This window comes from Enterobacter sp. JBIWA005 (assembly GCF_019968805.1).
Lineage (GTDB): Bacteria > Pseudomonadota > Gammaproteobacteria > Enterobacterales > Enterobacteriaceae > Enterobacter > Enterobacter vonholyi.
The window spans coordinates 459,269-481,859 of record NZ_CP074159.1 but is presented as its reverse complement, the minus strand read 5'-3'; the positions used below and the strand labels follow the sequence as shown (position 1 = coordinate 481,859).

At 57.9% G+C, this 22,591-nt stretch carries 22 protein-coding genes; 5 read left to right on the top strand and 17 right to left on the bottom strand.

The annotated features are described in order from the left end of the window. The first annotated feature begins 185 nt into the window (after positions 1-185). Both nrdD and nrdG read left to right on the top strand, forming a co-directional pair. Entirely contained in the window at positions 186-2,324 is a 2,139-nt protein-coding gene (gene nrdD / locus KGP22_RS02250) for an anaerobic ribonucleoside-triphosphate reductase (protein ID WP_104949532.1), read from the top strand. Between the two features lie 105 nt (positions 2,325-2,429). Next, complete coding sequence (gene nrdG, locus KGP22_RS02245) at positions 2,430-2,894, top strand: anaerobic ribonucleoside-triphosphate reductase-activating protein (protein WP_111965356.1); 465 nt, start codon at positions 2,430-2,432, stop codon at positions 2,892-2,894. 32 nt (positions 2,895-2,926) lie between these two features. Here nrdG and KGP22_RS02240 read toward each other — a convergent pair whose 3' ends face one another. The 12 genes from KGP22_RS02240 to pmbA all read right to left on the bottom strand — a co-directional run bounded on the left by KGP22_RS02240 (position 2,927) and on the right by pmbA (position 13,608). Next, positions 2,927-4,837: a PRD domain-containing protein gene (locus KGP22_RS02240; RefSeq protein WP_223581073.1), complete on the bottom strand. Its 1,911-nt coding sequence runs from the start codon at positions 4,835-4,837 to the stop codon at positions 2,927-2,929. A 19-nt stretch (positions 4,838-4,856) separates the two neighbouring features. Further along, positions 4,857-5,993 carry a lactonase family protein gene (locus KGP22_RS02235; protein WP_223581071.1) on the bottom strand — a complete coding sequence of 379 codons (1,137 nt, stop codon included), beginning with the start codon at positions 5,991-5,993 and terminating at the stop codon, positions 4,857-4,859. Positions 5,994-6,029: 36 nt separating this feature from the next. Continuing rightward, entirely contained in the window at positions 6,030-6,770 is a 741-nt protein-coding gene (locus KGP22_RS02230; RefSeq protein ID WP_223581069.1) for a KDGP aldolase family protein, read from the bottom strand. Next, on the bottom strand, positions 6,767-7,885 hold the full coding sequence (locus KGP22_RS02225) for a DgaE family pyridoxal phosphate-dependent ammonia lyase (RefSeq protein WP_223581066.1): 1,119 nt from the start codon (positions 7,883-7,885) through the stop codon (positions 6,767-6,769). The genes KGP22_RS02230 and KGP22_RS02225 overlap by 4 nt, the downstream gene beginning before the upstream one ends. After that, on the bottom strand, positions 7,869-9,002 hold the full coding sequence (locus KGP22_RS02220) for an amidohydrolase/deacetylase family metallohydrolase (RefSeq protein WP_223581065.1): 1,134 nt from the start codon (positions 9,000-9,002) through the stop codon (positions 7,869-7,871). The genes KGP22_RS02225 and KGP22_RS02220 overlap by 17 nt, the downstream gene beginning before the upstream one ends. 42 nt (positions 9,003-9,044) lie before the next feature. Then, entirely contained in the window at positions 9,045-9,686 is a 642-nt protein-coding gene (locus KGP22_RS02215; RefSeq protein ID WP_003856081.1) for a DUF4310 family protein, read from the bottom strand. A 13-nt stretch (positions 9,687-9,699) separates the two neighbouring features. After that, the gene (locus tag KGP22_RS02210) at positions 9,700-10,476 is read right to left on the bottom strand and encodes a DUF4311 domain-containing protein (RefSeq protein ID WP_024907277.1); all 777 of its coding nucleotides are present in this window, start codon (positions 10,474-10,476) and stop codon (positions 9,700-9,702) included. Positions 10,477-10,498: 22 nt separating this feature from the next. Next, on the bottom strand, positions 10,499-10,798 hold the full coding sequence (locus KGP22_RS02205) for a DUF4312 family protein (RefSeq protein ID WP_223581063.1): 300 nt from the start codon (positions 10,796-10,798) through the stop codon (positions 10,499-10,501). A 2-nt stretch (positions 10,799-10,800) separates the two neighbouring features. Further along, positions 10,801-11,163, bottom strand: coding sequence for an SFCGS family glycine-rich protein (locus KGP22_RS02200; RefSeq protein WP_023293430.1), 363 nt, complete (start codon positions 11,161-11,163; stop codon positions 10,801-10,803). Between the two features lie 10 nt (positions 11,164-11,173). Next, positions 11,174-11,512: a glycine dehydrogenase gene (locus KGP22_RS02195; RefSeq protein ID WP_115876605.1), complete on the bottom strand. Its 339-nt coding sequence runs from the start codon at positions 11,510-11,512 to the stop codon at positions 11,174-11,176. Between the two features lie 315 nt (positions 11,513-11,827). Next, positions 11,828-12,214 carry a cytochrome b562 gene (gene cybC / locus KGP22_RS02190; protein ID WP_008501412.1) on the bottom strand — a complete coding sequence of 129 codons (387 nt, stop codon included), beginning with the start codon at positions 12,212-12,214 and terminating at the stop codon, positions 11,828-11,830. 41 nt (positions 12,215-12,255) lie between these two features. Beyond that, on the bottom strand, positions 12,256-13,608 hold the full coding sequence (pmbA, locus tag KGP22_RS02185) for a metalloprotease PmbA (RefSeq protein WP_047652092.1): 1,353 nt from the start codon (positions 13,606-13,608) through the stop codon (positions 12,256-12,258). 95 nt (positions 13,609-13,703) lie between these two features. Here pmbA and yjgA point away from each other — a divergent pair, with 95 nt between their 5' ends. Further along, positions 13,704-14,255: a ribosome biogenesis factor YjgA gene (yjgA, locus tag KGP22_RS02180; protein WP_008501414.1), complete on the top strand. Its 552-nt coding sequence runs from the start codon at positions 13,704-13,706 to the stop codon at positions 14,253-14,255. A gap of 78 nt (positions 14,256-14,333) precedes the next feature. Here yjgA and mpl read toward each other — a convergent pair whose 3' ends face one another. Then, the gene (gene mpl / locus KGP22_RS02175; RefSeq protein WP_223581061.1) at positions 14,334-15,713 is read right to left on the bottom strand and encodes a UDP-N-acetylmuramate:L-alanyl-gamma-D-glutamyl-meso-diaminopimelate ligase; all 1,380 of its coding nucleotides are present in this window, start codon (positions 15,711-15,713) and stop codon (positions 14,334-14,336) included. Positions 15,714-15,910: 197 nt separating this feature from the next. Here mpl and fbp point away from each other — a divergent pair, with 197 nt between their 5' ends. Both fbp and KGP22_RS02165 read left to right on the top strand, forming a co-directional pair. Next, positions 15,911-16,909: a class 1 fructose-bisphosphatase gene (gene fbp / locus KGP22_RS02170; RefSeq protein WP_023310178.1), complete on the top strand. Its 999-nt coding sequence runs from the start codon at positions 15,911-15,913 to the stop codon at positions 16,907-16,909. Between the two features lie 149 nt (positions 16,910-17,058). Beyond that, positions 17,059-17,415, top strand: coding sequence for a LysR family transcriptional regulator (locus KGP22_RS02165; protein WP_127729386.1), 357 nt, complete (start codon positions 17,059-17,061; stop codon positions 17,413-17,415). Here KGP22_RS02165 and KGP22_RS02160 read toward each other — a convergent pair. The 4 genes from KGP22_RS02160 to ytfR form a co-directional block, all read right to left on the bottom strand. Next, the gene (locus KGP22_RS02160) at positions 17,387-18,958 is read right to left on the bottom strand and encodes a methyl-accepting chemotaxis protein (RefSeq protein ID WP_223581059.1); all 1,572 of its coding nucleotides are present in this window, start codon (positions 18,956-18,958) and stop codon (positions 17,387-17,389) included. The two genes, KGP22_RS02165 and KGP22_RS02160, sit on opposite strands and share 29 nt — an antisense overlap. 93 nt (positions 18,959-19,051) lie before the next feature. After that, positions 19,052-20,053: a galactofuranose ABC transporter, permease protein YjfF gene (yjfF, locus tag KGP22_RS02155; RefSeq protein WP_023293434.1), complete on the bottom strand. Its 1,002-nt coding sequence runs from the start codon at positions 20,051-20,053 to the stop codon at positions 19,052-19,054. After that, on the bottom strand, positions 20,040-21,065 hold the full coding sequence (ytfT, locus tag KGP22_RS02150) for a galactofuranose ABC transporter, ATP-binding protein YtfT (protein WP_188035109.1): 1,026 nt from the start codon (positions 21,063-21,065) through the stop codon (positions 20,040-20,042). Before ytfT ends, yjfF begins: the two co-directional genes overlap by 14 nt. Before the next feature lie 10 nt (positions 21,066-21,075). Then, complete coding sequence (gene ytfR, locus KGP22_RS02145; RefSeq protein WP_008501421.1) at positions 21,076-22,578, bottom strand: galactofuranose ABC transporter, ATP-binding protein YtfR; 1,503 nt, start codon at positions 22,576-22,578, stop codon at positions 21,076-21,078. Positions 22,579-22,591: the final 13 nt, after the last annotated feature.

Sequence of the window (22,591 nt, the reverse complement as noted above, 5' to 3'; positions counted from 1 at the left end):
TGCACGCCAACCCAACATCTTGTATTTATCGTCTACTATTCCAACAACAAGACGGCGCTTACGCTGGCCGGAATTGTGGATAACACGAGCTGGGAACGCGGGAAGTCTTTGGCCTGGCGGGGAATACGCCCGGAGAAGACTTCTCCACCTCTGTGGATAACCTGTTTTCAAAAAATGGAGTGATCATGACACCGCATGTGATGAAACGTGATGGCTGTAAAGTGCCGTTTAAATCAGAGCGCATCCAGGAAGCCATTCTGCGTGCAGCTAAAGCAGCGGGAGTCGATGACGCAGATTACTGCGCCACCGTCGCAGAAGTCGTTAGCAGCCAGATGAATGAACGCAGCCAGGTCGATATCAACGAGATCCAGACCGCGGTTGAGAACCAGCTGATGGCGGGGCCTTACAAGCAGCTGGCGCGCGCCTACATTGAGTATCGCCACGATCGTGACGTGCAGCGTGAGAAGCGCGGGCGTCTGAACCAGGAGATCCGTGGTCTGGTAGAGCAGACCAACTCTGCCCTGCTCAATGAAAACGCCAACAAAGACAGTAAAGTGATCCCGACCCAGCGCGACCTGCTGGCCGGCATCGTCGCCAAACACTATGCCCGTCAGCATCTGCTGCCGCGCGACGTAGTCTCGGCGCACGAGCGCGGCGAAATTCACTACCACGATCTCGACTATTCGCCGTTCTTCCCGATGTTCAACTGCATGCTGATCGACCTGAAAGGGATGCTGACCCACGGTTTTAAAATGGGTAACGCAGAGATTGAACCGCCAAAATCCATCTCCACCGCCACCGCGGTCACGGCGCAGATCATCGCCCAGGTCGCCAGCCATATTTATGGCGGCACCACCATTAACCGCATTGATGAAGTGCTGGCCCCGTTCGTGACGGCAAGCTTCAACAAGCATCGTAAAACGGCCGAAGAGTGGCAGATCCCGGACGCTGACGGCTACGCCCATTCCCGCACCGAGAAAGAGTGCTACGATGCCTTCCAGTCGCTGGAATATGAGGTGAACACGCTGCACACCGCCAACGGCCAGACGCCGTTTGTGACCTTCGGTTTTGGCCTGGGCACCAGCTGGGAATCACGCCTGATCCAGCAGTCGATCCTTCGCAACCGTATTTCTGGCCTCGGCAAAAACCGCAAAACGGCGGTGTTCCCGAAACTGGTGTTCGCTATCCGCGACGGCCTGAACCACAAGTTTGGCGATCCGAACTACGACATAAAACAGCTGGCGCTGGAGTGCGCGAGCAAGCGCATGTATCCGGACATCCTGAACTACGACCAGGTTGTGAAAGTTACCGGTTCGTTTAAAACGCCAATGGGCTGCCGCAGCTTCCTCGGCGTGTATGAAGATGAAAACGGCGAGCAGATCCATGACGGGCGCAATAACCTGGGCGTCATCAGCCTGAACCTGCCGCGCATCGCGCTGGAAGCGAAAGGCAACGAAGACGCCTTCTGGGCGCTGCTGGACGAGCGCCTGCAGCTGGCGCGTAAGGCGCTGATGACCCGTATCGCCCGTCTGGAAGGGGTGAAAGCCCGCGTCGCGCCGATCCTCTATATGGAAGGGGCCTGCGGCGTGCGCCTGAAGGCGGACGATGACGTGTCTGAGATCTTCAAAAACGGTCGCGCGTCCATTTCGCTGGGCTATATCGGTATTCACGAAACCATCAACGCGCTGTTTGGCGACACGCACATGTACGACAGCGAAGCCCTGCGCGAAAAAGGGATCGCCATCGTTCAGCGCCTGCGCGACGCGGTAGACCAGTGGAAAGAGGAAACTGGCTACGGATTTAGCCTCTACAGCACGCCGAGTGAGAACCTGTGCGACCGCTTCTGCCGTCTGGACACCGCTGAGTTCGGGATTGTGGAAGGCGTGACCGACAAAGGGTATTACACCAACAGCTTCCACCTCGACGTGGAGAAAAAGGTGAACCCGTACGACAAGATCGACTTCGAAGCGGCCTATCCGCCGATCGCCAGCGGCGGCTTCATCTGCTACGGCGAATACCCGAACATTCAGCACAACCTAAAGGCACTGGAAGACGTTTGGGACTACAGCTATCAGCACGTGCCGTATTACGGGACCAACACGCCAATTGATGAGTGTTACGAGTGCGGCTTCACCGGTGAGTTTGAATGTACCAGTAAAGGCTTTACCTGCCCGAAATGCGGCAACCACGATGCTGCTCGCGTCTCCGTGACCCGTCGCGTATGCGGCTATCTCGGTAGCCCGGACGCGCGTCCGTTTAACGCCGGCAAGCAGGAAGAGGTTAAGCGCCGCGTGAAGCATTTGGGGAATGGGCAGATCGGTTAATCCTCAGCCACGTTAATGCCCGGTGGCGCTGCGCTTACCGGGCCTACGGACCGCTCTCTTTTGTAGGCCGGGTAAGCGCAGCGCCACCCGGCGTGGTTATTCGCTATGAACTATCACCAGTACTACCCTGTCGACATCGTCAACGGCCCCGGCACCCGCTGCACCCTGTTTGTTTCAGGCTGCGTCCATGAATGCCCCGGCTGCTACAACAAAAGCACCTGGCGACTCAATTCTGGCATGCCGTTCACCGCGGAGATTGAAGATAAAATCATCAGCGACCTGAATGACACGCGTATTCACCGCCAGGGGATTTCACTCTCCGGCGGCGATCCGCTGCACCCGCAAAACGTGCCGGATATCCTGAAGCTGGTGAAGCGCATTCGTGCAGAGTGTGCGGGAAAAGATATCTGGGTCTGGACAGGCTACAGGCTGGATGAACTGAATACGCAGCAGATGGAAGTGGTGGATCTGATTAACGTGCTGGTCGACGGCAAGTTCGTGCAGGATTTAAAAGATCCTTCTTTGATCTGGCGCGGCAGCAGTAACCAGGTAGTGCATCATCTGCGATGATCAAAGGCGGATGTTATCCGTCCGCCCTTACCTCAAAACCGACTCAAACTCTCCATCGCCACCGCCTTAAACCCGGCAAAATCTCCGCAGCTAGAGAGCCGCGACATCGCCCGCTCGCGCAGGAAGGTGACGAAGATATCGTAAATCGCCATCGCCTCTTCGTACTCGCTTTTGCTGATGGCGAGCAGGAAGATAACGTGCGCGGTTTCGTCGCCCCACTGAACGCCTTGCGGGGCGAGCACGGTGTAGACCACCGTTTTCTGCGCCAGCAGGCCGAGGGAGTGCGGGAGCGCAATGCCGTCGCCGAGCATGGTGCTGACGATGGCTTCACGCTCAACAACCGAATCCAGAAACTCCGCGCCGACAAAGCCTTCTGCCTCAAGCTGTTCACACAGCTCGCGGAAGAGCGTCTGCTGATCGATTGGCTTGTCGATAATGCGGAAATGGGCCGCGTCGAAGTATTTATCCAGCATCCACGGGCGGGTGCGGTCCACGAGCACCAGTTTGCCAATCTGTTCTAACTGATAGTCGGTCGGGAACGGGGCGATCGTTACTACCGGTTTCGACTTTTCGCTGACGCGTGCGGTGGCTATCACAAAGTCTTCGCCAATGGTTTCCGCAACCTCGTACTCGCGAAGGGTGAGCGTGCGCGTCACCTCAATCTGCGGATATTTACGCTGCAGCACCGCCTCAATCATGCGGACCATCGCGTTACCGGCGTCGCATACCAGCAGCACGCGCGGCTGGCGCTGGTAGCCGATGTTGTAGTGGCGCTCCAGCCCGACGCCAATGTGCAGCACCAGGAAGCCAATCTCGTTTTCGCTGATCGCATACGGCGTGTATTTGCCCCAGCTCGACACCGCCGCCAGCGTCATATCCCACGCCATCGGGTAGTGCTGCTTGATGTTATCCAGCAGCGGATTGGGGATCATGATTTGATACCGCACGCGGGTGATCATGGTTTTGATGTGCGTGAGCAGATCCGCGTGCAGCTGCGCGTCGCTGAGCAGGTTGTAGTTATAGTGAGTGTTAATATAGCGCAGGATGTAGTTGACCAGCGCCTCGTCGTCGTCAGCGTTAATGGCGCTAGGCGCGATCTCCTGAATCTGCCGCGCCGCAATGTGCACGCACAGCCAGCTCTCCTCTGATGGCGAGAGCGCCTTGCCCGCCAGCTGCTGGATGGTGACGGCGATATCCTTAGCCGCCTCGCGCACGTTCTCTTCCACATCTTCGGCGTGGAATTCCGGCAGCGGATAGCCCTCGCTGATGCGCCGTACCGACACCGCGCAGTACAGGCGCAGGAACAGCTCGCCTTCATCGGTCAGGCGAATGTGGTGACGCGTCAGGGCGTCGTGCAGCACCGGCACCATCTGCTCCGCCACACCCGCATTTAGCGCCACGTCGGTCACCAGCGGGTTCAGGCTGTCCTGCTGCGCCAGCTCCCAGAGCAGATCGGTCAGGCACGCGCGGGTCGACATCTCGCTGCCAAACAGCTTCATGCCGTGGCGCGGACGCGTTTCCAGCGTCAGGTTATAGCGATGGAACCACTCGCGGACTTCGGCCATGTCGCTTTGCAGCGTGGCGCGGCTGACAAACCACTCGTCCGCCAGATCCTCCAGCTTAAGAGAAAATGCCGAGGTCAAAAAACGCACCACCAGATAATGCACGCGCTCCGGACCGGTCCGCGGGATACGCAGCGCGCGCGGGTGGGATGCCTGTAGCTGCTGGTAGCGCTGGGCATCCTCAATTTTGAGCTGGTAGCCGTTGCCCCGGCTCAGGATAAACTGCGCGCCGTGGCTGGCCAGCAGCGCGTTCAGGGCGGTGATATCCGCACGGACGGTTCGCGTGGAGACCGACAGCCGCTGCGCCAGCTCGTCCTGCGGCAGCGTCTCGTTTTGCAACAGTTCGAAAAGTTGCGCTAAACGTTGGTTCGGAAATCGCACGTCGTTGTCCTCTTACGGCTTAAGGTGAAATGACCATCTGGGATGGGCTGCCGACCGGGGTATAGTCCGGTTCGAAGCTCAATTTCCCGTCCTGCGCCACGCGGAAACGGGTAATGTTGTCGCTGCGCTGGTTCATGACGTACAGCCAGCGTCCCTGCTTATCGAGCGTCAGGGTGCGCGGGTAATCACCACGCGTCCACACGTCATCCTGATGCGTCAGCGTGCCCTCCGCCGTTACGGTAAAGTGCCCGATGCTGTTATGCAAACGGTTAGCCACATACAGCTGTTTGCCGTCAGCGCTTAACGCCAGACCGGCAGCAAAGCTGGTGCCTTTGTAACCTTCAGGCAGGGCTGAAAGCGTTTTGCCCTCTTTTAAGGTGCCGTTGGCGTTCACGGTATACCGGGTGAGCGTAGACGCCTCTTCGTTAATCAACCACAGGGCATCGCCCTTCGGCGTAAAGACAAAGTGGCGCGGCCCGGCCCCTTTTGAGGAGGCGCTGATAAACGGCGGATCGTTCGGCGTCAGCTTTCCTGTCCGATCGTCAAAGCGGTACTGATAGATGCGATCCAGCCCAAGATCGGTCGAAAACACGTATTTCCCGCTCGGATCGGCGGCGATCATGTGCGCATGCGGGCCGTTATGATCGCTGATCGCGAAACTGCCCTCGACGGCAGCTTCCGGCTTCGCCGCGCCCGGTTCGCCTTGATCCTGACGTTTGTCCGTGGCTTCACCCAGGCTGCCGTCTGCGTTGACGGGTAAAATGGCAATCGATCCGCTGACGTAGTTCGCCACCAGAAGATGCTTGCCGTTCGGCGTCAGCGAAAGGTAAACCGGCCCCGCACCGCCGGAGGCCACCTGATTAAGCTCGCTCAGCTCACCGTTATCGCCGACGCGCAGCGCCTGCACCACGCCCTGCTCTACTTCACTTGCCAGATACAGCGTTTTGCCGTCTTGTGAAAGGGTCAACTGCGCCGCATTCGGCAGTTTGCTCACCAGCGTTTTATCTTTCAGCGCGCCGGTTTGCGGGTTAACAGTAAAACGGTACAGCCCTTCACCGTTCGGATTATAGGTGCCCACCCAGGCGTATTGCGTCTGGGCGACAGCGGCAGTGGCGAACATTGAGAGTGAAGCGACAAGCAGGGTACGGGTGTGCATGGTGGCTCCTTCAGGTATGTGCGGTTTAGTTTTGTTTTATTTAACCAGCTTCTTCGTCATTGCCAGCAGCGTACGCACGTCTTCCGGACGCGTATCGCCGCTGGCTTTATCGATAATCGAGCTGTAGATATGCGGGATGATCTTGCTCACGCCCGCGTCGAGAGCGATCTGCAGGATCTCCTCATAGTTTTCCAGATCGATACCCCCGGTCGGCTCCAGCCAGAAGTCGTGGCGGGCGCAGGCTTCCGCCACCGCGTTGTACTCGTCACGGCACTTCAGGCCGCCCATCGGGAAGTATTTGATGGAGCTGCCGCCGAAATCTTTCAGCAGGGCAATCGCGGTTTCAACCGGCACGATACCGTCCGGCGCTTTGCTGCTCAGCGGGCCGGTGGAGATTTTTACCATGCCAACGGTGCCGGTCGGAGAAACCAGACCATTGACCACGGACTCATTCTGCCCCAGCAGCGCGCGGCTGGTGGCCACGCCGGTGAAAACCTGGTTAACGTGCTGCGGCTGCACCTGACGGGAGATTTCACTCACCATCGCCGACTGGTTCGGGTCGCCCGCGCCCAGCCCAACAGACAGCGCGTTATCAATCAGCTTCGCGTATTCGCGCATATCGGCAACGGCGCTCGCCACGTCCGGGTAATTTTTGGAGAGCACGCCCACCAGCACGTGACCTTCCGCCGCCTCGTAGATGGCGCTGGCGTTGCCTTTCGACCCTGCCAGCACGTTCAGGCAGACGCGGTCACGGTAAAAGTTGGGGGTCAGTTTCATGCGTTTTTCTCCTGTCCTAACACTTCGCTAATGCGGCGGTACACGATGTTCAGCTGGTCAGCATTCACGCTGCGCACGTCCGCTTCGATTATCCCTTCGTTGGCCTTGTAGCCACGGAAGTAAATGGCGTATTCGCCCTGCTTCAGCTTCGCCACCAGATCGCCCGTGCCGACGCCGGTCGTGACTTCGTCGAACTTAATCTCGGTGCGGGCAATATCGCGTCCGGCGCTGTCCCAGACCACGCGCGCGGTCACACCGTTCAGGGTGTTGAGCGCCTCGATAAACGGCGTCATTTTCGCCACCATCTCGGCGCCGCTCTCTTTAGTGGCCGTCAGGTAGTGTTCGATGGCGCAGGTCAGGCCGAGAATGCCCTCTTTGCCGACCTTCATCGCGCGGCCAATGCCCGCCGTCTGGCGCTTAACCCACTCAACGTACTGGGTTTTGCCGATCACCAGACCGCTGGTTGGGCCTTCGATCGCCTTCGCGCCGCTGTAGATCACCAGGTCCGCCCCGGAACGGTAGTACGCGTGCAGATCCTCTTCCGCCGCGGCATCCACGATGAGCGGCAAGTCGTGTTTACGTGCGACAACCGCCGCCTGCTCGACGCTGAGCATGCTTTTCTGCACGCAGTGGTGAGATTTGATGTACATGATCGCCGCCGTACGCGGCGTGATTGCCGCCGCCAGCTGATCGGCGGAACATTCGTTGGCGTAGCCCGCTTCCACCAGCTTGCCGCCGCCCAACGCCACCATGGTGCCCACCGGCGCGCCAAAGTTCACGTTGTGGCCTTTCGGCAGGACGATTTCGTTATTTTCAATCGGTGTGACGTGCAGGTTTTCCAGCAGCCAGTCGCTGTCTTTTACCAGCACCGCCGCCACGGACTGGGCAATGCCCGCCGACGCGCAGGAAACCACCGTCGCCCCTTCCACGTCCAGCAGCTTCGCGATGTATTCCCCGGTTTTGTTGACCAGATCCTTCATCTCGAAATAGTGATTCATGCCGTCCATCGCCGCCTGCACGACTTCCGGGCGCGGCGTGGAAACGCCGAGCGCCGTCATGCGGCCAGAGGTGTTGATAACCTGCTTTAAATGGTACTTCTCATAAATCGAAGGCATGTTCCGTGCTCCCTTGTTCGGTCATGTAGCCCTTGCCCGCGCGGATCGCGGCAAGCGGCACCAGAATGTATTCAGCCTGCAGGCTGTCGTTTTCGGCATCCGTCAGCACCGTTGGCTGATGTTTGAGGGTGAATAGCGTCAGATCGGCGTCGAGACCCGGCTGAATGCGGCCTTTGCGCACCAGGCGCAGGCCGTCGGCGGCGTTCGCTGTGACGCAGTCAATCACCTGCGGTAAGGACATGCCGATGGCGAGAAACTTCGACATCACGCTTGCCAGCGAGCCCACCGGGCCGTTGATGCGGTTGCGGCAGTAGATATCCGAGCTGATGGTGTGCGGCAGAATGCCCATCGCGATGGCGCGTTTCGCCACCTCAAAGCTAAAGCTCGCCGTACCGTGCCCGACGTCCAGACGCACGCCGCGCTTCAGGGCTGAGGTGATGGAGGCGCGCAGCTCGCCGGACGGCGTCAGAATGCGGTTAGGCTTGCCGTTATAGCAGTGGGTGATAATGTCGCCGGAGCTCAGCAGCTCGGCAATCTCGTCGAGGTTCGGCGGGTTGTTGCCAATATGAACCATCAGCGGCAGGTCGCCGTTCTCTTTCTGAATGGCTTTGGCACGCTCCAGCGGCGTGATGCCGTTTTCACCGACCACGCTGCTGCTCATGCGCGCCTTCAGGCCGACGATAAAATCAGGGTGGCGCGTCACCGCCTGCTTCACCGCGTCGGCGTCAATATTGGCCATGTTGGCCAGCTCGTTCTGGGCAATCAGCCCCACGCGGGAGATGTTCAGCAGGGCAAAGACCTCAGTGGAGGCCCTGCGGGTGATCGCATAGAAATCGTCCACGTCGTCGGCCCCGGTACTGCCCGCATCCACTACGGTGGTGACGCCGGTGGCAATGCCCACGCTGTCCGGCTCGTCGTGGTAAATCGGGGAATTCGGATAGCAGTGTACATGGGAGTCAATCCAGCCTGCGCTGACGAACACGTCACCGTTAAGATCAACCGTCTTGCGAGCGGGAGCGTCAATGTCGCCCGTCGCGGCAATCTTCCCGTCCTGAATCGCGATATCGGTCAGGGTATCGTCGGCGAGGCGCGCGCGGCGCAGGAGTAAATCAAACATGAGGATCTCCTGAAAAGGCGGGCGCCGGAGCGCCCGCGGGTATTAAAGGGCGACCGGGAACAGCCAGCCCAGAATCATCGCGCCGAGGATAGCGCCACCGGTAATCGGCTTCTGCCAGATGTAGAACAGCAGCGCACCTACCAGCGAACCGACGCCGATTGGAATGGAGGCGGTCATGGCGCTGAGAATAATCAGCGGCCCGAGGAAGCGGCCGGAGGCGTTGCCCGCGCCCATCATCACGTCTGCGCCGTAGGTGGAGTTGCTCTGGTTGATAGTGAACTTACGCGCCAGGATGATGACGTAGCCAATCGCCAGGCCAATCACCAGGCCGGTGATCAGCGAAGCAATAAAGTTGGTCACCGGGAACATGATCCCCGCGCCCAGCAGCAGCGCCGGAACGCCAAGGCCCACGCCGGTCTGGATCGCGCCGCCGATGTCGAGAATACCAACCAGCGACCCTTCGATAATACGGGCGAACAGGAAGCTCGCGCCAAACGCCGCCACCGCGCCGTAAACGCCGGTATCAATGCCCGCTTTCAGCATCGCCACGAAGGCCACTTCGTTAAACGCGCCGATGCCGTAGAGGTAGTACATGTGCGTCCCGGCAAACACGCCGGAGGAGAGCAGGCCAACGAAGATCGGGAACGACCAGTCGGCATACCAAAAACCTTTATTCTGTTCCATTTAGAGGCTCCTGTTATTTACCGCTGAGCGAGTTGTGGATCATGTCGAGCCAGTTCGGCACGGTCAGATGGAAGGATTCAATCATCTTCATGTCGAAGCCGCGGAAGAAGCCGCTCAGCACGAAGAGCAGGACGATAGCCGCCATCATCACTTTGGTGACGTGGTTCCAGCCGCTCTCTTCTACGCCTTTACCGATCAGGATCCCCAGCACCAGGCCCGGTACGGCGTTCCCCATAATCAGCTGCGCCGCGCCGCCAAAAATGGTGGCCCAGAAGCCCGATTTTTTACCCGCATCGATAGCCGCCAGCCAGAAGATCACCGGCATCACGGTGTTCACCAGCAGGTTTGCCGCCGGCACCAGCACCTTCACGGCGGTGACCTGAAGGGCAGCCGGCACGGAGGAGGCGGTAAGGTTAAGGAAGGTCACGACAATCATGCCGATCAGGCCGCAGGCAATCGCCATTTTGCGCGGGTCGTGCAGCGTTTCGCCGACGTTACGGTTTTTGATCATCAGTGCAGCAGCACCCCAGTTCGGGATGATGCGGTGGTCAACGTCCTGTGTGAAGGCACCTGCGGCCACGGAAGAGGCCCAGGCGTTAAAGAAGAAACCTAACCCAAAGGAGAAGTGGGACGCCGGATCCCCTTCACAGGAGTTAAGTTCCCCCAACGTACGAAACGCGCCCATACCCTGAGTGGTAGGCGCATGAAACATGCGTGCAGCCCCGGCTCCGACACCGACGCCAACCAGGCCGCCAATGATGAGCGATTTTATTAATATAATTAAGAACATCAGTCTGCCCTTTTATGAATAATCAGCGTTGCGTGACGAAATCCACCTGGTCAAGATTGATAGCGGTCACGTTGACGGTCACATCCAGCTCCACGCTGTAGGTGCGTCTTTCCCGGCGCAGAAAGAAGCACAGAAACGCTTCTTTACGCACCGCTTCTTGCGCCTGAACGACCTGCACATCCTGTGGCTCAATACGCAGTAAGATATGCGGTGAGGCTTTCATCACCGCGGCCTGAACGTGGTTGAGCGCGTCGGCAAAGGCGCGCGCTTTGGCGTCGCCCTTCCCCTTCACTCTCACCGTGGTTGTGAACTGTTCTTTCATGCTTATGCGCCGTATTTTTTCTGCCACGCCTGCACCAGACGCTCGCCCAGCTCTTCTTTATCCATAAAGCCAAAGCCCAGCACGTTGCAGCCTTCGTTGATGGCGGTCACGCCCTCTTCCACGGAACGCATGCCGTATTTGGCCTTGTAGCCATATTTGGTCTGAGCGGTGATGGCACCCGCGCCGCCGCTGCCGCAGAAAGAGATGCCGAAGGTGGCGTTTTCCGCTTTCATCACGTCGCCCAGCTTCATGTCTGCCGCCATGCCCGGTACGACAACCGCGCGTCCACCTGCTTTTTCCACACCGGCTGCCACTTTCTGACCTTTACCCAGGCGATCGCCAATCACGACTGTAATCTGTTCCATGTGTTGCTCCTTAAAGGTTGTCTTTCGCGACTTCAAAGTGAACGGAGAGCAGCCAGGCTTCTTCATCAGGAAGATTGCCAAACTGCGCGACCACTTCACGGGCGAGCCGCATTGAATCCGGTGAAATTTCGTCAAACAGCTCTGCTTCAACCTCCGGCAGCGGCTCGCCGGTCACGGACCGGTGCGCCATGGCGCGCACGTGGGAGGTGAGCATCTGCTCCTGTACCGCATTGGGGATGATGTTGTTCCGGGACAGCAGGGCATAAACCTGCTGCAGCATGGTGTTCGCGAGCTGTTCTGTTTGCTCCGCCTGTTCCCCAACGTCGTTCATTACCGCTCCGTTAATCACTGGTCTTACCCCGTTAATGGCTCTGGAATAAAACTAACGTTGGGGGGGAATTGTTTGTAGCGAGTTGTTTTCCACTTCGAAGTGGAAAGGCGAGCCGCGGCAGTGATCTGTGCCACATAAATGCGGTGAATCTGAATTAATGACGGTATTTGCGTGATGAATATCACGTATTCCAGCGGCAAAACGCGCGCCGGGGAAACGAAACGTTCAGGCGTGGTGACGCAAAAATGTGATGGCGATAGGGTTTACTTATTACCGCGTAAAAAAAACGGGGGCCGCTGGCCCCCGCTGGTTGTTTGTCAGATGCGCGATCGGTTAACGGTATTTCTTGTGATACGTATTACGGGTCGTCACAAACTGCTCGGCTGCCGCCTGGGCTTCCTTCACTTTGCCTTCGTTAGCCAGCTTCAGCGCGCCGTCGATCTGGCCGACCAGCACGTCAAAGCCGTGGCGGTAGTCTTTCATCTCTGCGCTGTCTGCCGCTTTGCTTTCCAGCTTTGGAGGCGTCGCTTTTTGTGCGTCCAGCGCCGCTTCACGCATTTTGGTCAGCGCGTCTTTCATTTCCGCCGCATTGTCGGTTTTCTGCACCACCTTCAGGTTTTGCCCGAGGATGCCCATGTCGTCTTCAAGATCGGCAGCAAACGCAGAAGAGCCAAGAACCAGCGTTGAAGCCGCGACGATCGCTAACAGATGTTTACGCATTGCTCACTTCCTTTTTTATTATTAAAACGCCATTACGGGTATTACTGACCGGCGATTTTCATTTCCGGCAGAAGTACAGAACCACACTGTATATTGCTACGTGTTTCAATATCGTTACCGACCGTAACGATATTGCGCCACATGTCCTTCAGGTTGCCGGCGATAGTAATTTCGCTCACCGGATACTGGATTTCGCCGTTTTCCACCCAGAAGCCCGCCGCGCCGCGCGAGTAGTCTCCGGTGATGCCGCTTACGCCCTGGCCCATCAGCTCGGTGACCACCAGACCGGTGCCCATCTCTTTCAGCATCTGCTCAAAGTTCAGGCCCTGTCCGGCAATACGCCAGTTGTGAATGCCGCCCGCGTGCCCGGTGCTTTTCAGCCCCAGCTTGCGCGCGGAGTAGTTGGTCAGCAGCCACTGGGTCAGAATGCCGTCTTTAACGATATCGCGACGTTCGGTGCGCACGCCTTCGCTGTCGAACGGCGTGGAGGCAAGCCCCTTCAGCAGATGCGGATGCTCTTCGATGGTCAGCCATTCCGGCAGGATCTGCTTGCCCAGCGAGTCGAGCAGGAAGGTCGATTTACGGTAAACGGAGCCGCCCGCAATCGCGCCCACCAGATGGCCAAACAGACCGGTCGCCACTTCGTTGGCAAAGATAACCGGCGCTTTCATGGTGGAGAGTTTACGCGGCGACAGGCGAGACAGCGTACGTTCAGCACACTCTTTACCCACCCACTCAGGAGACTGCAAATCCCCCAGCGCGCGGCCAATGGTGTAGGCGTAGTCACGCTCCATGTCACCGTTCTCTTCGGCGATGACGCAGCTGGAGAGCGAGTGGCGGGTAGAGCAGTAGCCCTGCAGCATGCCGTGACTGTTGCCGAAGACTTTGATGCCGTAGTGGCTGTTAAAGCTGCCGCCTTCGGTATTGGTGATGCGCTTGTCGGCCTGCAGGGAAGCCTGCTCGGCGCGCGCGGCAAGCTCGATCGCTTCGTCCGGGCTCACTTCCGCAGGGTGGAACAGATCGAGATCCGGCGCGTCAAACGCCAGCAGATCTTTATCCGCCACGCCTGCGTAAGGATCCGGAGAGGTATAACGGGCAATATCCAGCGCCGCCTGCACCGTACGGGCAATGGCATCCGGGCTGAGATCGGTGGATGACGCGCTGCCTTTGCGATTCTGGTGATACACCGTGATCCCAAGCGCGCCATCGCTGTTGAATTCTACGTTCTCCACTTCACCATAGCGGGTACTCACGCTGATGCCGGTGGTTTTGCTGACCGCCACTTCGGCGCCATCTGATTTTTCTGAAGCAAGCATCAGCGCGGTGGAGACGGCTTCTTCAAGAATCTTACGCTGCGCTTCAACTTGTGAGGTTACTTTCATCGCAAATGCCATACTGTAAGAGAGAGTTATCTGAAGTCTAACAGAGAACCGTTTTTCAGTGCGCGTCTTAACTGGTAACATTAGCCTCTTTTTTTAAGGAGCCTGACATGACTAAGCAGCCCGAAGACTGGCTCGACGACGTTCCCGGTGATGACATCGAAGACGAAGATGATGAGATCATCTGGGTCAGTAAAAGTGAAATTAAACGTGACGCCGAAGAGTTAAAACAGCTTGGCGCGGAAATGGTAGAGCTGGGCAAAAACGCGCTGGACAAGATCCCGCTCGACCAGGATCTGCGCGATGCCATTGAACTGGCACAGAAAATCAAAAAAGAAGGCCGTCGTCGCCAGCTTCAGCTTATCGGGAAAATGCTGCGTCAGCGCGACGTCGATCCGATCCGCCAGGCGCTGGACAAGCTGAAAAACCGCCACAACCAGCAGGTTGCGCTGTTTCATAAGCTGGAGCAGATCCGCGATCGTCTGATTGAACAGGGTGATGATGCCGTGCCGGAAGTGCTGAACCTGTGGCCGGATGCCGACCGCCAGCAGCTGCGTTCCTTGATCCGCAACGCGAAGAAAGAGAAAGAAGGGAATAAGCCGCCGAAGTCCGCGCGCCTGATTTTCCAGTATCTGCGCGAGCTGTCTGAGAACGAAGAGTAATTCGTTCCCCTCACCCCTGTGGGGCGAGGGAGAAAAGAGCGTAGGCCCGGTAAGCGCGAGCGCCACCGGGCTTTTTTTTTACGCGTCGGCTGCCGCTTCCGCTTTCTTCGCCAGACCGTCCAGCAGCTTCTGATGGATCCCACCGAACCCACCGTTGCTCATCACCAGAATATGGTCGCCGGGCTGAGCGGCTTTCACCACCATATCCGCGAGCGCATCCACGTCCGCACTCCAGTGCGCAGGCTGAATGCAGGCATCGGCTACTTCAGCCACCTGCCACGGAATATGCTGCGGCTGCAGCAGGAAGACTTCATCGGCACGCCCTAACGACGGCGCCAGATCGTCTTTGCAGATGCCCATCTTCATGGTATTCGAACGCGGTTCCAGCACCGCCAGAATGCGCGCGGTACCGCCGACCTTGCCACGCAGGGCGGCAAGCGTTGCCAGAATGGCCGTTGGGTGGTGCGCGAAATCGTCATACACGGTAACGCCGTGGGCTTCACCGCGCAGTTCCAGACGGCGGCGGGCATTGATAAACGAGCCCAGCGCGTTGGCTGCATCCGCAGGCAGAACGCCGACGTGACGCGCCGCAGCAATGGCCATCAGGCCGTTGTGCATGTTGTGCTCGCCCACAAGGCCCCACTTCACCTCACCCACTTTTTCACCGTCGAGCAGCACTTCCCACTCGGAGGCATCGGCGTTGAGTTTCTTCGCCTGCCAGTGGCCCTGCTCGCCCACCAGCTCCTGCTCGCTCCAGCAGCCCATCGCCAGAGTCTGCTTCAGGTTGATATCGTTCTCCGGCAGGATGATGCGCCCCTGACCCGGAACAATGCGCACCAGATGGTGGAACTGTTTCTGAATCGCTTTCAGATCGTCAAAAATATCCGCGTGGTCGAACTCAAGGTTGTTGAGGATCAGGGTGCGCGGGCAGTAATGCACGAACTTGGAGCGCTTGTCGAAGAACGCGCAGTCGTATTCGTCGGCTTCGATCACGAAGAACAGGCTGTCACCCAGACGCGCAGAAACGTCGAAATTACCCGGTACGCCGCCGATCACGAAGCCCGGCTTATAGCCGCAGGCTTCGAGGATCCAGGTTGCCATGCCCGCGGTCGTGGTTTTGCCATGAGTACCGGCAACGGCAACCACCCAGCGGTCGCGCAGGACGAAGTCATGCAGCCACTGCGGGCCGGACATGAACGGAATATTGCGTTCCAGTACCGCCTCGACGCACGGATTGCCGCGGGTCATCGCGTTACCAACGATCACCAGGTCCGGCTCGGGATCCAGCTGGCTGGCATCGTAGCCCTGAATTAAAGAGATGCCCTGTTTTTCCAGAAGTGTGCTCATTGGCGGATACACATTGGCGTCCGAACCTGTCACTTCATGGCCCAGCGAGCGCGCCAGCATTGCCAGTCCGCCCATGAAAGTGCCACAAATCCCCAATATATGAATGCGCATACGTCACTATCCTTCTTCAATGTGGCGCACATTTTACTCACATGTTAGCGGCTGTGAAACGCATTTCAGGTAAATCCGTATGTTGCTGGCGCGATTCACCTCTGCGCTACTATTTGAATATTTGTTAAGATTGTTGGGCTTTAGTCGTTTTAGTGAACATACAATCGCTCTACTCACAAAGATGCAGGGAAAGTGTTATGAAAACGTTAGGTGAATTTATTGTCGAAAAGCAGCACGAGTTCTCTCATGCTACCGGTGAACTCACTGCTTTGCTGTCGGCAATAAAGCTGGGCGCTAAGATCATCCACCGTGATATCAACAAGGCCGGTCTGGTCGATATCCTGGGTGCCAGCGGTGCCGAGAACGTTCAGGGCGAGGTTCAACAGAAACTCGATCTGTTCGCAAATGAAAAACTGAAAGCTGCACTGCGCGCGCGCGACATCGTTGCGGGTATCGCCTCTGAAGAAGAAGATGAAATTGTTGTTTTCGAAGGGTGTGAACACGCTAAATACGTTGTTCTGATGGATCCGCTCGACGGTTCCTCAAACATCGACGTTAACGTTTCTGTCGGTACCATTTTCTCCATCTATCGCCGCGTCACGCCTGTTGGCACGCCGGTGACCGAAGAAGATTTCCTGCAGCCTGGCATTAATCAGGTTGCTGCCGGTTACGTCGTTTATGGCTCCTCCACCATGCTGGTGTATACCACCGGATGCGGGGTTCACGCCTTTACGTACGATCCTTCACTGGGCGTTTTCTGTCTGAGCCAGGAACGCATGCGCTTCCCGGAAAAGGGCAACACCTACTCCATCAACGAAGGCAACTACATCCGATTCCCGAACGGCGTGAAGAAGTACATTAAATTCTGCCAGGAAGAAGATAAAGCGACCCAGCGCCCTTACACGTCCCGCTATATCGGCTCTCTGGTCGCGGATTTCCACCGTAACCTGCTGAAGGGCGGTATCTACCTCTACCCAAGCACCGCCAGCCATCCGGACGGGAAACTGCGTCTGCTGTACGAGTGCAACCCGATGGCATTCCTCGCCGAACAGGCGGGCGGCAAGGCGAGCGACGGTAAAGAGCGTATTCTGGATATCGTGCCGGAAAGTCTTCACCAGCGCCGTTCATTCTTCGTCGGTAACAACCACATGGTTGAAGACGTTGAACGTTTTATCCGTGAGTACCCGGACGCGTAATATCTCTCTTCAGGGGAACCGTTCTGGCTCCCCTGTCATTTATATATTTTACCGTATAAGTGTTTATAAAAAACATGCTTTAATATTCACCACTGCTCCTGCATTATTTCCATAACAGTTTGACAGATATTTCGTGGAGCAAAATCGCAATGAACAATTATTCCCGTGCTAATACCGGCATTGATTTAAATCTTATCCCTGTATTTATTGAAATCGTCCGCTGCGGCAGCATGGCAAAAGCCTCTTTGCGTCTGGAGATGTCACGCCCCGCGGTAAGTCTGGCCTTAAAGCGTTTTAATCAACTCTTTGATGAACCATTATTTTTCCGAAAAGGTTTATATCTTGAACCGACGGAAAAAGCGTTAGCCTTAACCAGCTCGCTGGAAATATTAATGGGTGAAATTCACGATAATATTGCGGCAATTAATTCCGGGAAAAATAAAACCCCGGCACAGAACGTACCGGGGTTGAGTAATATTATGCAGCGGTCTGAGTCGTCACTTTGAATGATGACATCGCTTCCATCAGCTGACGCGACTGCTCCTCAAGGGAGCGGGTCGCAGCGGAGGATTGCTGCACCAGCGCCGCATTCTGCTGCGCGGTTTCGTCCATCTGATTCACCGCAATATTCACCTGCTCAATGCCGCGGCTCTGCTCCTGGGACGCGGTCGCAATCTCGCGCATCAGTTTGGTCATGCGCAGCACTTCTGTTGCGATCTCATCCATCGTTTCGCCAGCCTGCTGAGCCAGCTCGCTGCCCTCGTTAACGTGGGTCTGCGAATCACTGATAAGCGATCGGATCTCTTTCGCCGCGTCGGCGCTGCGGCTGGCAAGGTTTCGCACTTCGCCCGCGACGACGGCAAAACCACGCCCTTGCTCGCCCGCGCGCGCCGCTTCCACGGAGGCGTTAAGCGCCAGAATATTGGTCTGGAAGGCAATACCGTCGATCACGCTCAGGATGTCGGCGATGCGCGCCGAGCTGCCGGAGATATCGCGCATTTTTTCAATCACGTAGCAGACCATTTCGCTGCCGTGATCGGCCGTATCGGACACCGACTTCGCCAGCTGGTGCGCCTGCTCGGCGTTATCCGCGTTGAGTTTCACCGTCGCGGTGATTTGTTCCATGCTGGCCGCCGTCTGCTCCAGCGACGTGGCAGTGGATTCCGTACGCTCGGCAAGATCGCGGTTTCCCAGGGTCAGTTCGCGGCTGCCGGTGTCAATTTGCGAGCTGGCATCGCGTACCCGCATTACCGAGTTCATCAGCGACTGTCGCATCTCCTCTATCACCGCGTTGAGGCGGTTAAACTCCTGACTCGCGGGCGCGGCAAGCGTATGGGTTAAATCCCCCGCCGCCACGTTCTCCAGCTGAGCAATGGAGGCCGAGAGCGGCTGGAGCAGCATATGGCGCAGCACCAGCCACGCGAGCACGATAATGCCCGCCGTCAGCAGCGCTGCGACGATAATCAGGATCAGCACGCGGGTTTTACTCGACTGTACGGCACTCACTTCCGCCTGACCACGCGCTTCGCTCCATTTCTGAAACGCCTGCATATCGTTATCAAACTGTTTTGCCACCGGGATCAGCGTCTTCTCCAGCAGATCGTAATACCCGTCCGCGCTCTGGTCGTTCAGGGTTTTCAACATCGGGTTGATCCCCTGCTGGTTATACGTCGCCAGGCTGGCTGACACTTTGTCGAGCAGCTGTTGCCCCTGCTCGTCAGCCACGCCGCCGTCAATCACGCCTTTCAGCGTTTTCTGGGCCAGGGCAACTTCCTGATTGATGTTTTTTACCGCTTTGGCCGCATCGTCCAGCATGCCGATTTCCATCATGCGGACGGCCTGACCCGCTTCATTGCGGGCGCGCAGGATCAGCGTATAGCCTGAATTTAGCTGCACCATCTGCTCACCCAGAAGGTGATTAATGCGCTGAAGCGAAGAAGAACTCTGTGTGAGGGCATAAATGCCAATGCCGCTGACAATCAGCAGCAGAAGGGTCATAACGGCCAGTAAAGAGAGCAAGCCGGTACGAATCGATAGCGTTTTAAGCATGATATTATTTCCGGTAGCGAGATATTTCTGGGCATAAAAAAAGAGTATCGGCCGCTACCGGAAAATGTTTAGACTTTAAGCAAATTCAGCGTGTTATCGCTCTGTTACCGATGTGTTTACGCGGGTAACAGGTGAGCTTTGGCGGTTCTCCCAGAGCACCGTAAGACCGCGCTGCAGGGCAATAAAGATAAACAGCAGAATGCCGATGGCGATCTTCGTCCACCAGGAGCTGAGCGTGCCGTCAAAGTTGATATAGGTTTGTATCAGCCCCTGAATCGCCACGCCGAACAGCGTCCCCAGCACCGTACCCACGCCGCCGCTAAGCAGCGTACCGCCGATGACCACAGAAGCAATCGCATCCAGCTCAACGCCAACGCCTGCAAGGGCATAGCCCGCCTGGGTATACACCGAGAAGACGATACCCGCCAGCGTCGCCAGGCCTGTCGAGAGCATATAGATGCGGATGGTAGTGCTGCGGGTCGAGATCCCCATCAGGTTTGCCGACGTAGCGTTACCGCCGATGGCGTAAACCTGATTGCCAAACCGGGTACGGTGGGCGAGGAAGATGCCGATCACCACAACGCCCAGCATCAGCAGCCCCATCGCGCTCAGGCGACCGCCGCCGGGAATTTTCCACGCCAGGCTGGAGAGCGTGTCGTACACCGGATGGTTAATGGGAATCGACTCTTCCGACACCAGATAGCTCACGCCGCGCAGGAAGAACATCCCGGCGAGGGTGATGATAAAGGCAGGAATTTTCAGCGCGTCGATCAGCAGCCCCATAAAGGCGCCGAACGCACAGCCCATCGCCAGCACCAGCGGAAACGCCACCAGCGGAGAGATCCCCCAGAAGCCGATCGCCTTCGCGAGGAACACGCCCGTAAACGCGATCACCGAGCCGACGGAGAGATCGATCCCGCCGGAGAGGATCACAAAGGTCATCCCGACGGCGATAATGCCTAAAAAAGCGTTATCGGTCAGTATATTGCAGATCACACGCGTGGAGGCGAAACCGGGAAACTGGGTGAGGCAGTAGAGATACCCCAGCACAAACACGCCCAGCGTGATCATCAACGGCAAATTACGTTTTATCATGGCCACGGATCCCCTTAATGATGCTGACAAAGCGCGGCGACTGGACGATCAGCACGCAGAGTACGACCACCGCTTTCACAACCTGGTTGAGTTCCGGCTGAAAACCGGAGAGCAGGATCCCGGTGTTCATGCCCTGAATGATCAGCGCGCCGATCACCGAGAGCAGCAGGTTAAAGCGCCCGCCCATCAGAGACCCGCCGCCGATGACCACAGCCAGGATTGCGTCCAGCTCCAGCCAAAGCCCGGCGTTGTTGGCATCGGCTCCGCGGATATCCGCCGCGACGATCACCCCTGCGATGGCGGCGCAGATACCGCTCAGCACGTAGGTCAGCATCACCATCAGCCGCGTGTTGACCCCGGCGTTGCGCGCGGCGCGAATGTTGATCCCAACCGCTTCAATGAACATGCCGAGCGCCGTTTTACGGGTGAAGAGCCAAAAGACAACGAGCGTGGCCAGGGCAATAATCACCGGCGTCGGGAAGAACAGAAGGTTGCCGCTACCAAGCCACGCCAGGCTCGGGGAGTTAAAGGTGACAATCTGGCCGGAGGTAATCAGCTGCGCCACGCCGCGCCCGGCCACCATTAAGATAAGGGTGGCGACAAAGGGCTGAATTTTCAGCACCGCCACCAGAATGCCGTTCCATAATCCGGCCAGCACGCCGGTGCCTAAGGCCGCCAGCAGTACCACCGGCAGGCTGTGTCCGGCCACGGTCATGGAGGCTGCAGTGGCCCCGGCGATAGCCATCACCGCGCCGACGGAGAGATCAATCCCGCCGGTGGCAATGACCAGCGTCATCCCGATGGCCAGCAGCGCCACGGGCGCAGCGCGGTTTAAAATATCTATCGGGCTGCCAAACAGGCGACCATCCTGCACGATAATCTGGAAGAAATGCGGTGCGACAAGGCTGTCAACCAGCAGTACCACCAGCAGCGCCGCGATTTGCGGCGTGCCGGTTGGCCAGCTGAAGCGGCGCTTTGACTCACCGGTTTGCGAAAGCGAACGGGACATCACGATTCACTCCTTATGCCGCAATGGCATTCATGATCGCCGGAACGGACAGCTTATCCAACGGGATCTCTGCCACCTGCTTGCGATCGCGCATGATAATGACGCGATCGGCATAACCTACCAGCTCCTCCAGCTCGGACGAAATGACGAGCAGGGCCAGACCGTCTGCACACAGGGTTTCGATAAGTCGGATAATTTCGGCGTGCGCCCCCACGTCAATGCCGCGGGTCGGTTCGTCGAGGATCAGGAACTGCGGTTTGGTCAGCAGCCAGCGCGACAGCAGCACCTTCTGCTGGTTGCCGCCGGAGAGGAACTCGATCGGCTGTTCCGCGCTCGGGGTGCGGATCCCGAGCTGGCGAATAAAGCGTTCGGCTATGGCATTTTGCTCTTTACGGGGGATCGGGCGCAGCCAGCCGCGCTGGGCCTGCAGCGCCAGAATGATATTCTCCCGCACCGAGGCTGCGGCAATGATACCGTCCGTTTTCCGATCTTCCGGGCAGAAGCCGACGCCCAGACAGGAGGCCTGATGCGGCGATCGCAGGGTTTGCGGTTTGCCCTTGATCAGCGCGCTGCCGCTGTCCGCGGGCTTGATCCCGAAGATCACCTCGGCGGTTTCGGTTCGGCCCGAGCCTAGCAGGCCCGCCAGCCCGACAATTTCGCCCGGCCGCACCTCAAGGTTAAACGGCGATATCACTCCTTTTTTGCCGTAATCGCTGAACGCGGCGACCGGTTTCTCGCTCAGCAGCGTGCGCCCTGCGCGCTGGAGGGCGTTGGTTTCCAGCTCACGACCCAGCATCATTTTCACCAGCTCGATCTGCGGCAGCTCGCGGGTTTCGCGGCAGCCAACAAAGCTGCCGTTGCGCAGCACCGTAATGCGATCGCTCACCTCATATACCTGATCGAGGAAGTGGGTAACGAAGATCAGGCTTACGCCCTGATCGCGCAGCTGGCGCATCAGGGTAAAGAGCATCTCCACTTCCTGGGTATCGAGGCTGGCGGTGGGTTCGTCCAGGATGAGTACCTTCGCGGAGAGATCGATCGCGCGACAAATGGCGACGATCTGCTGCATCGCCACGGAAAAGCGGTTCAGCGGCTCGCGGACGTCGAGGGAGAAGCCGTAGGATTCCATCAGCTTTGTCGCCCGCGCCTCCATCTCTTTGCGGCGCAGCAGGCCAAAGCGTCGCGGCTCACGGCCAATAAACAAATTATCCGCCACCGACATATTCGGCAGCAGGTTCACTTCCTGATAGACCGTCCCGATCCCCAGCTGTTGGGCATGGGCGGTATTTTTTGGCGAAATGGCGTTGCCTTCCAGCCAGATGGTGCCGCGGTCGGCGTGATAAACGCCGGTCAGGGATTTAATCAGCGTCGATTTTCCCGCGCCGTTCTCGCCCAGCAGCGCCATGATCTCCCCACGCCGCAGGCTAAAATCAACGTTATCCAGCGCTTTTACGCCGGGGAAGAATTTGCTCAAGCCCTCTGTGCGGAGGATTTCCTGGTGTTGTTCAGTGGTCATGGTTTCCCCCTGC

Excerpts from the sequence above, each read along its gene's own strand:
- nrdD (WP_104949532.1), top strand. The coding sequence starts at position 186 with ATGACACCGCATGTGATGAAACGTGATGGCTGTAAAGTGCCGTTTAAA.
- nrdG (WP_111965356.1), top strand. The coding sequence starts at position 2,430 with ATGAACTATCACCAGTACTACCCTGTCGACATCGTCAACGGCCCCGGC.
- KGP22_RS02235 (WP_223581071.1), bottom strand. The coding sequence starts at position 5,993 with ATGCACACCCGTACCCTGCTTGTCGCTTCACTCTCAATGTTCGCCACT.
- KGP22_RS02230 (WP_223581069.1), bottom strand. The coding sequence starts at position 6,770 with ATGAAACTGACCCCCAACTTTTACCGTGACCGCGTCTGCCTGAACGTG.
- KGP22_RS02225 (WP_223581066.1), bottom strand. The coding sequence starts at position 7,885 with ATGCCTTCGATTTATGAGAAGTACCATTTAAAGCAGGTTATCAACACC.
- KGP22_RS02220 (WP_223581065.1), bottom strand. The coding sequence starts at position 9,002 with ATGTTTGATTTACTCCTGCGCCGCGCGCGCCTCGCCGACGATACCCTG.
- KGP22_RS02215 (WP_003856081.1), bottom strand. The coding sequence starts at position 9,686 with ATGGAACAGAATAAAGGTTTTTGGTATGCCGACTGGTCGTTCCCGATC.
- KGP22_RS02210 (WP_024907277.1), bottom strand. The coding sequence starts at position 10,476 with ATGTTCTTAATTATATTAATAAAATCGCTCATCATTGGCGGCCTGGTT.
- KGP22_RS02205 (WP_223581063.1), bottom strand. The coding sequence starts at position 10,798 with ATGAAAGAACAGTTCACAACCACGGTGAGAGTGAAGGGGAAGGGCGAC.
- KGP22_RS02200 (WP_023293430.1), bottom strand. The coding sequence starts at position 11,163 with ATGGAACAGATTACAGTCGTGATTGGCGATCGCCTGGGTAAAGGTCAG.
- cybC (WP_008501412.1), bottom strand. The coding sequence starts at position 12,214 with ATGCGTAAACATCTGTTAGCGATCGTCGCGGCTTCAACGCTGGTTCTT.
- pmbA (WP_047652092.1), bottom strand. The coding sequence starts at position 13,608 with ATGGCATTTGCGATGAAAGTAACCTCACAAGTTGAAGCGCAGCGTAAG.
- yjgA (WP_008501414.1), top strand. The coding sequence starts at position 13,704 with ATGACTAAGCAGCCCGAAGACTGGCTCGACGACGTTCCCGGTGATGAC.
- mpl (WP_223581061.1), bottom strand. The coding sequence starts at position 15,713 with ATGCGCATTCATATATTGGGGATTTGTGGCACTTTCATGGGCGGACTG.
- fbp (WP_023310178.1), top strand. The coding sequence starts at position 15,911 with ATGAAAACGTTAGGTGAATTTATTGTCGAAAAGCAGCACGAGTTCTCT.
- KGP22_RS02165 (WP_127729386.1), top strand. The coding sequence starts at position 17,059 with ATGAACAATTATTCCCGTGCTAATACCGGCATTGATTTAAATCTTATC.
- KGP22_RS02160 (WP_223581059.1), bottom strand. The coding sequence starts at position 18,958 with ATGCTTAAAACGCTATCGATTCGTACCGGCTTGCTCTCTTTACTGGCC.
- yjfF (WP_023293434.1), bottom strand. The coding sequence starts at position 20,053 with ATGATAAAACGTAATTTGCCGTTGATGATCACGCTGGGCGTGTTTGTG.
- ytfR (WP_008501421.1), bottom strand. The coding sequence starts at position 22,578 with ATGACCACTGAACAACACCAGGAAATCCTCCGCACAGAGGGCTTGAGC.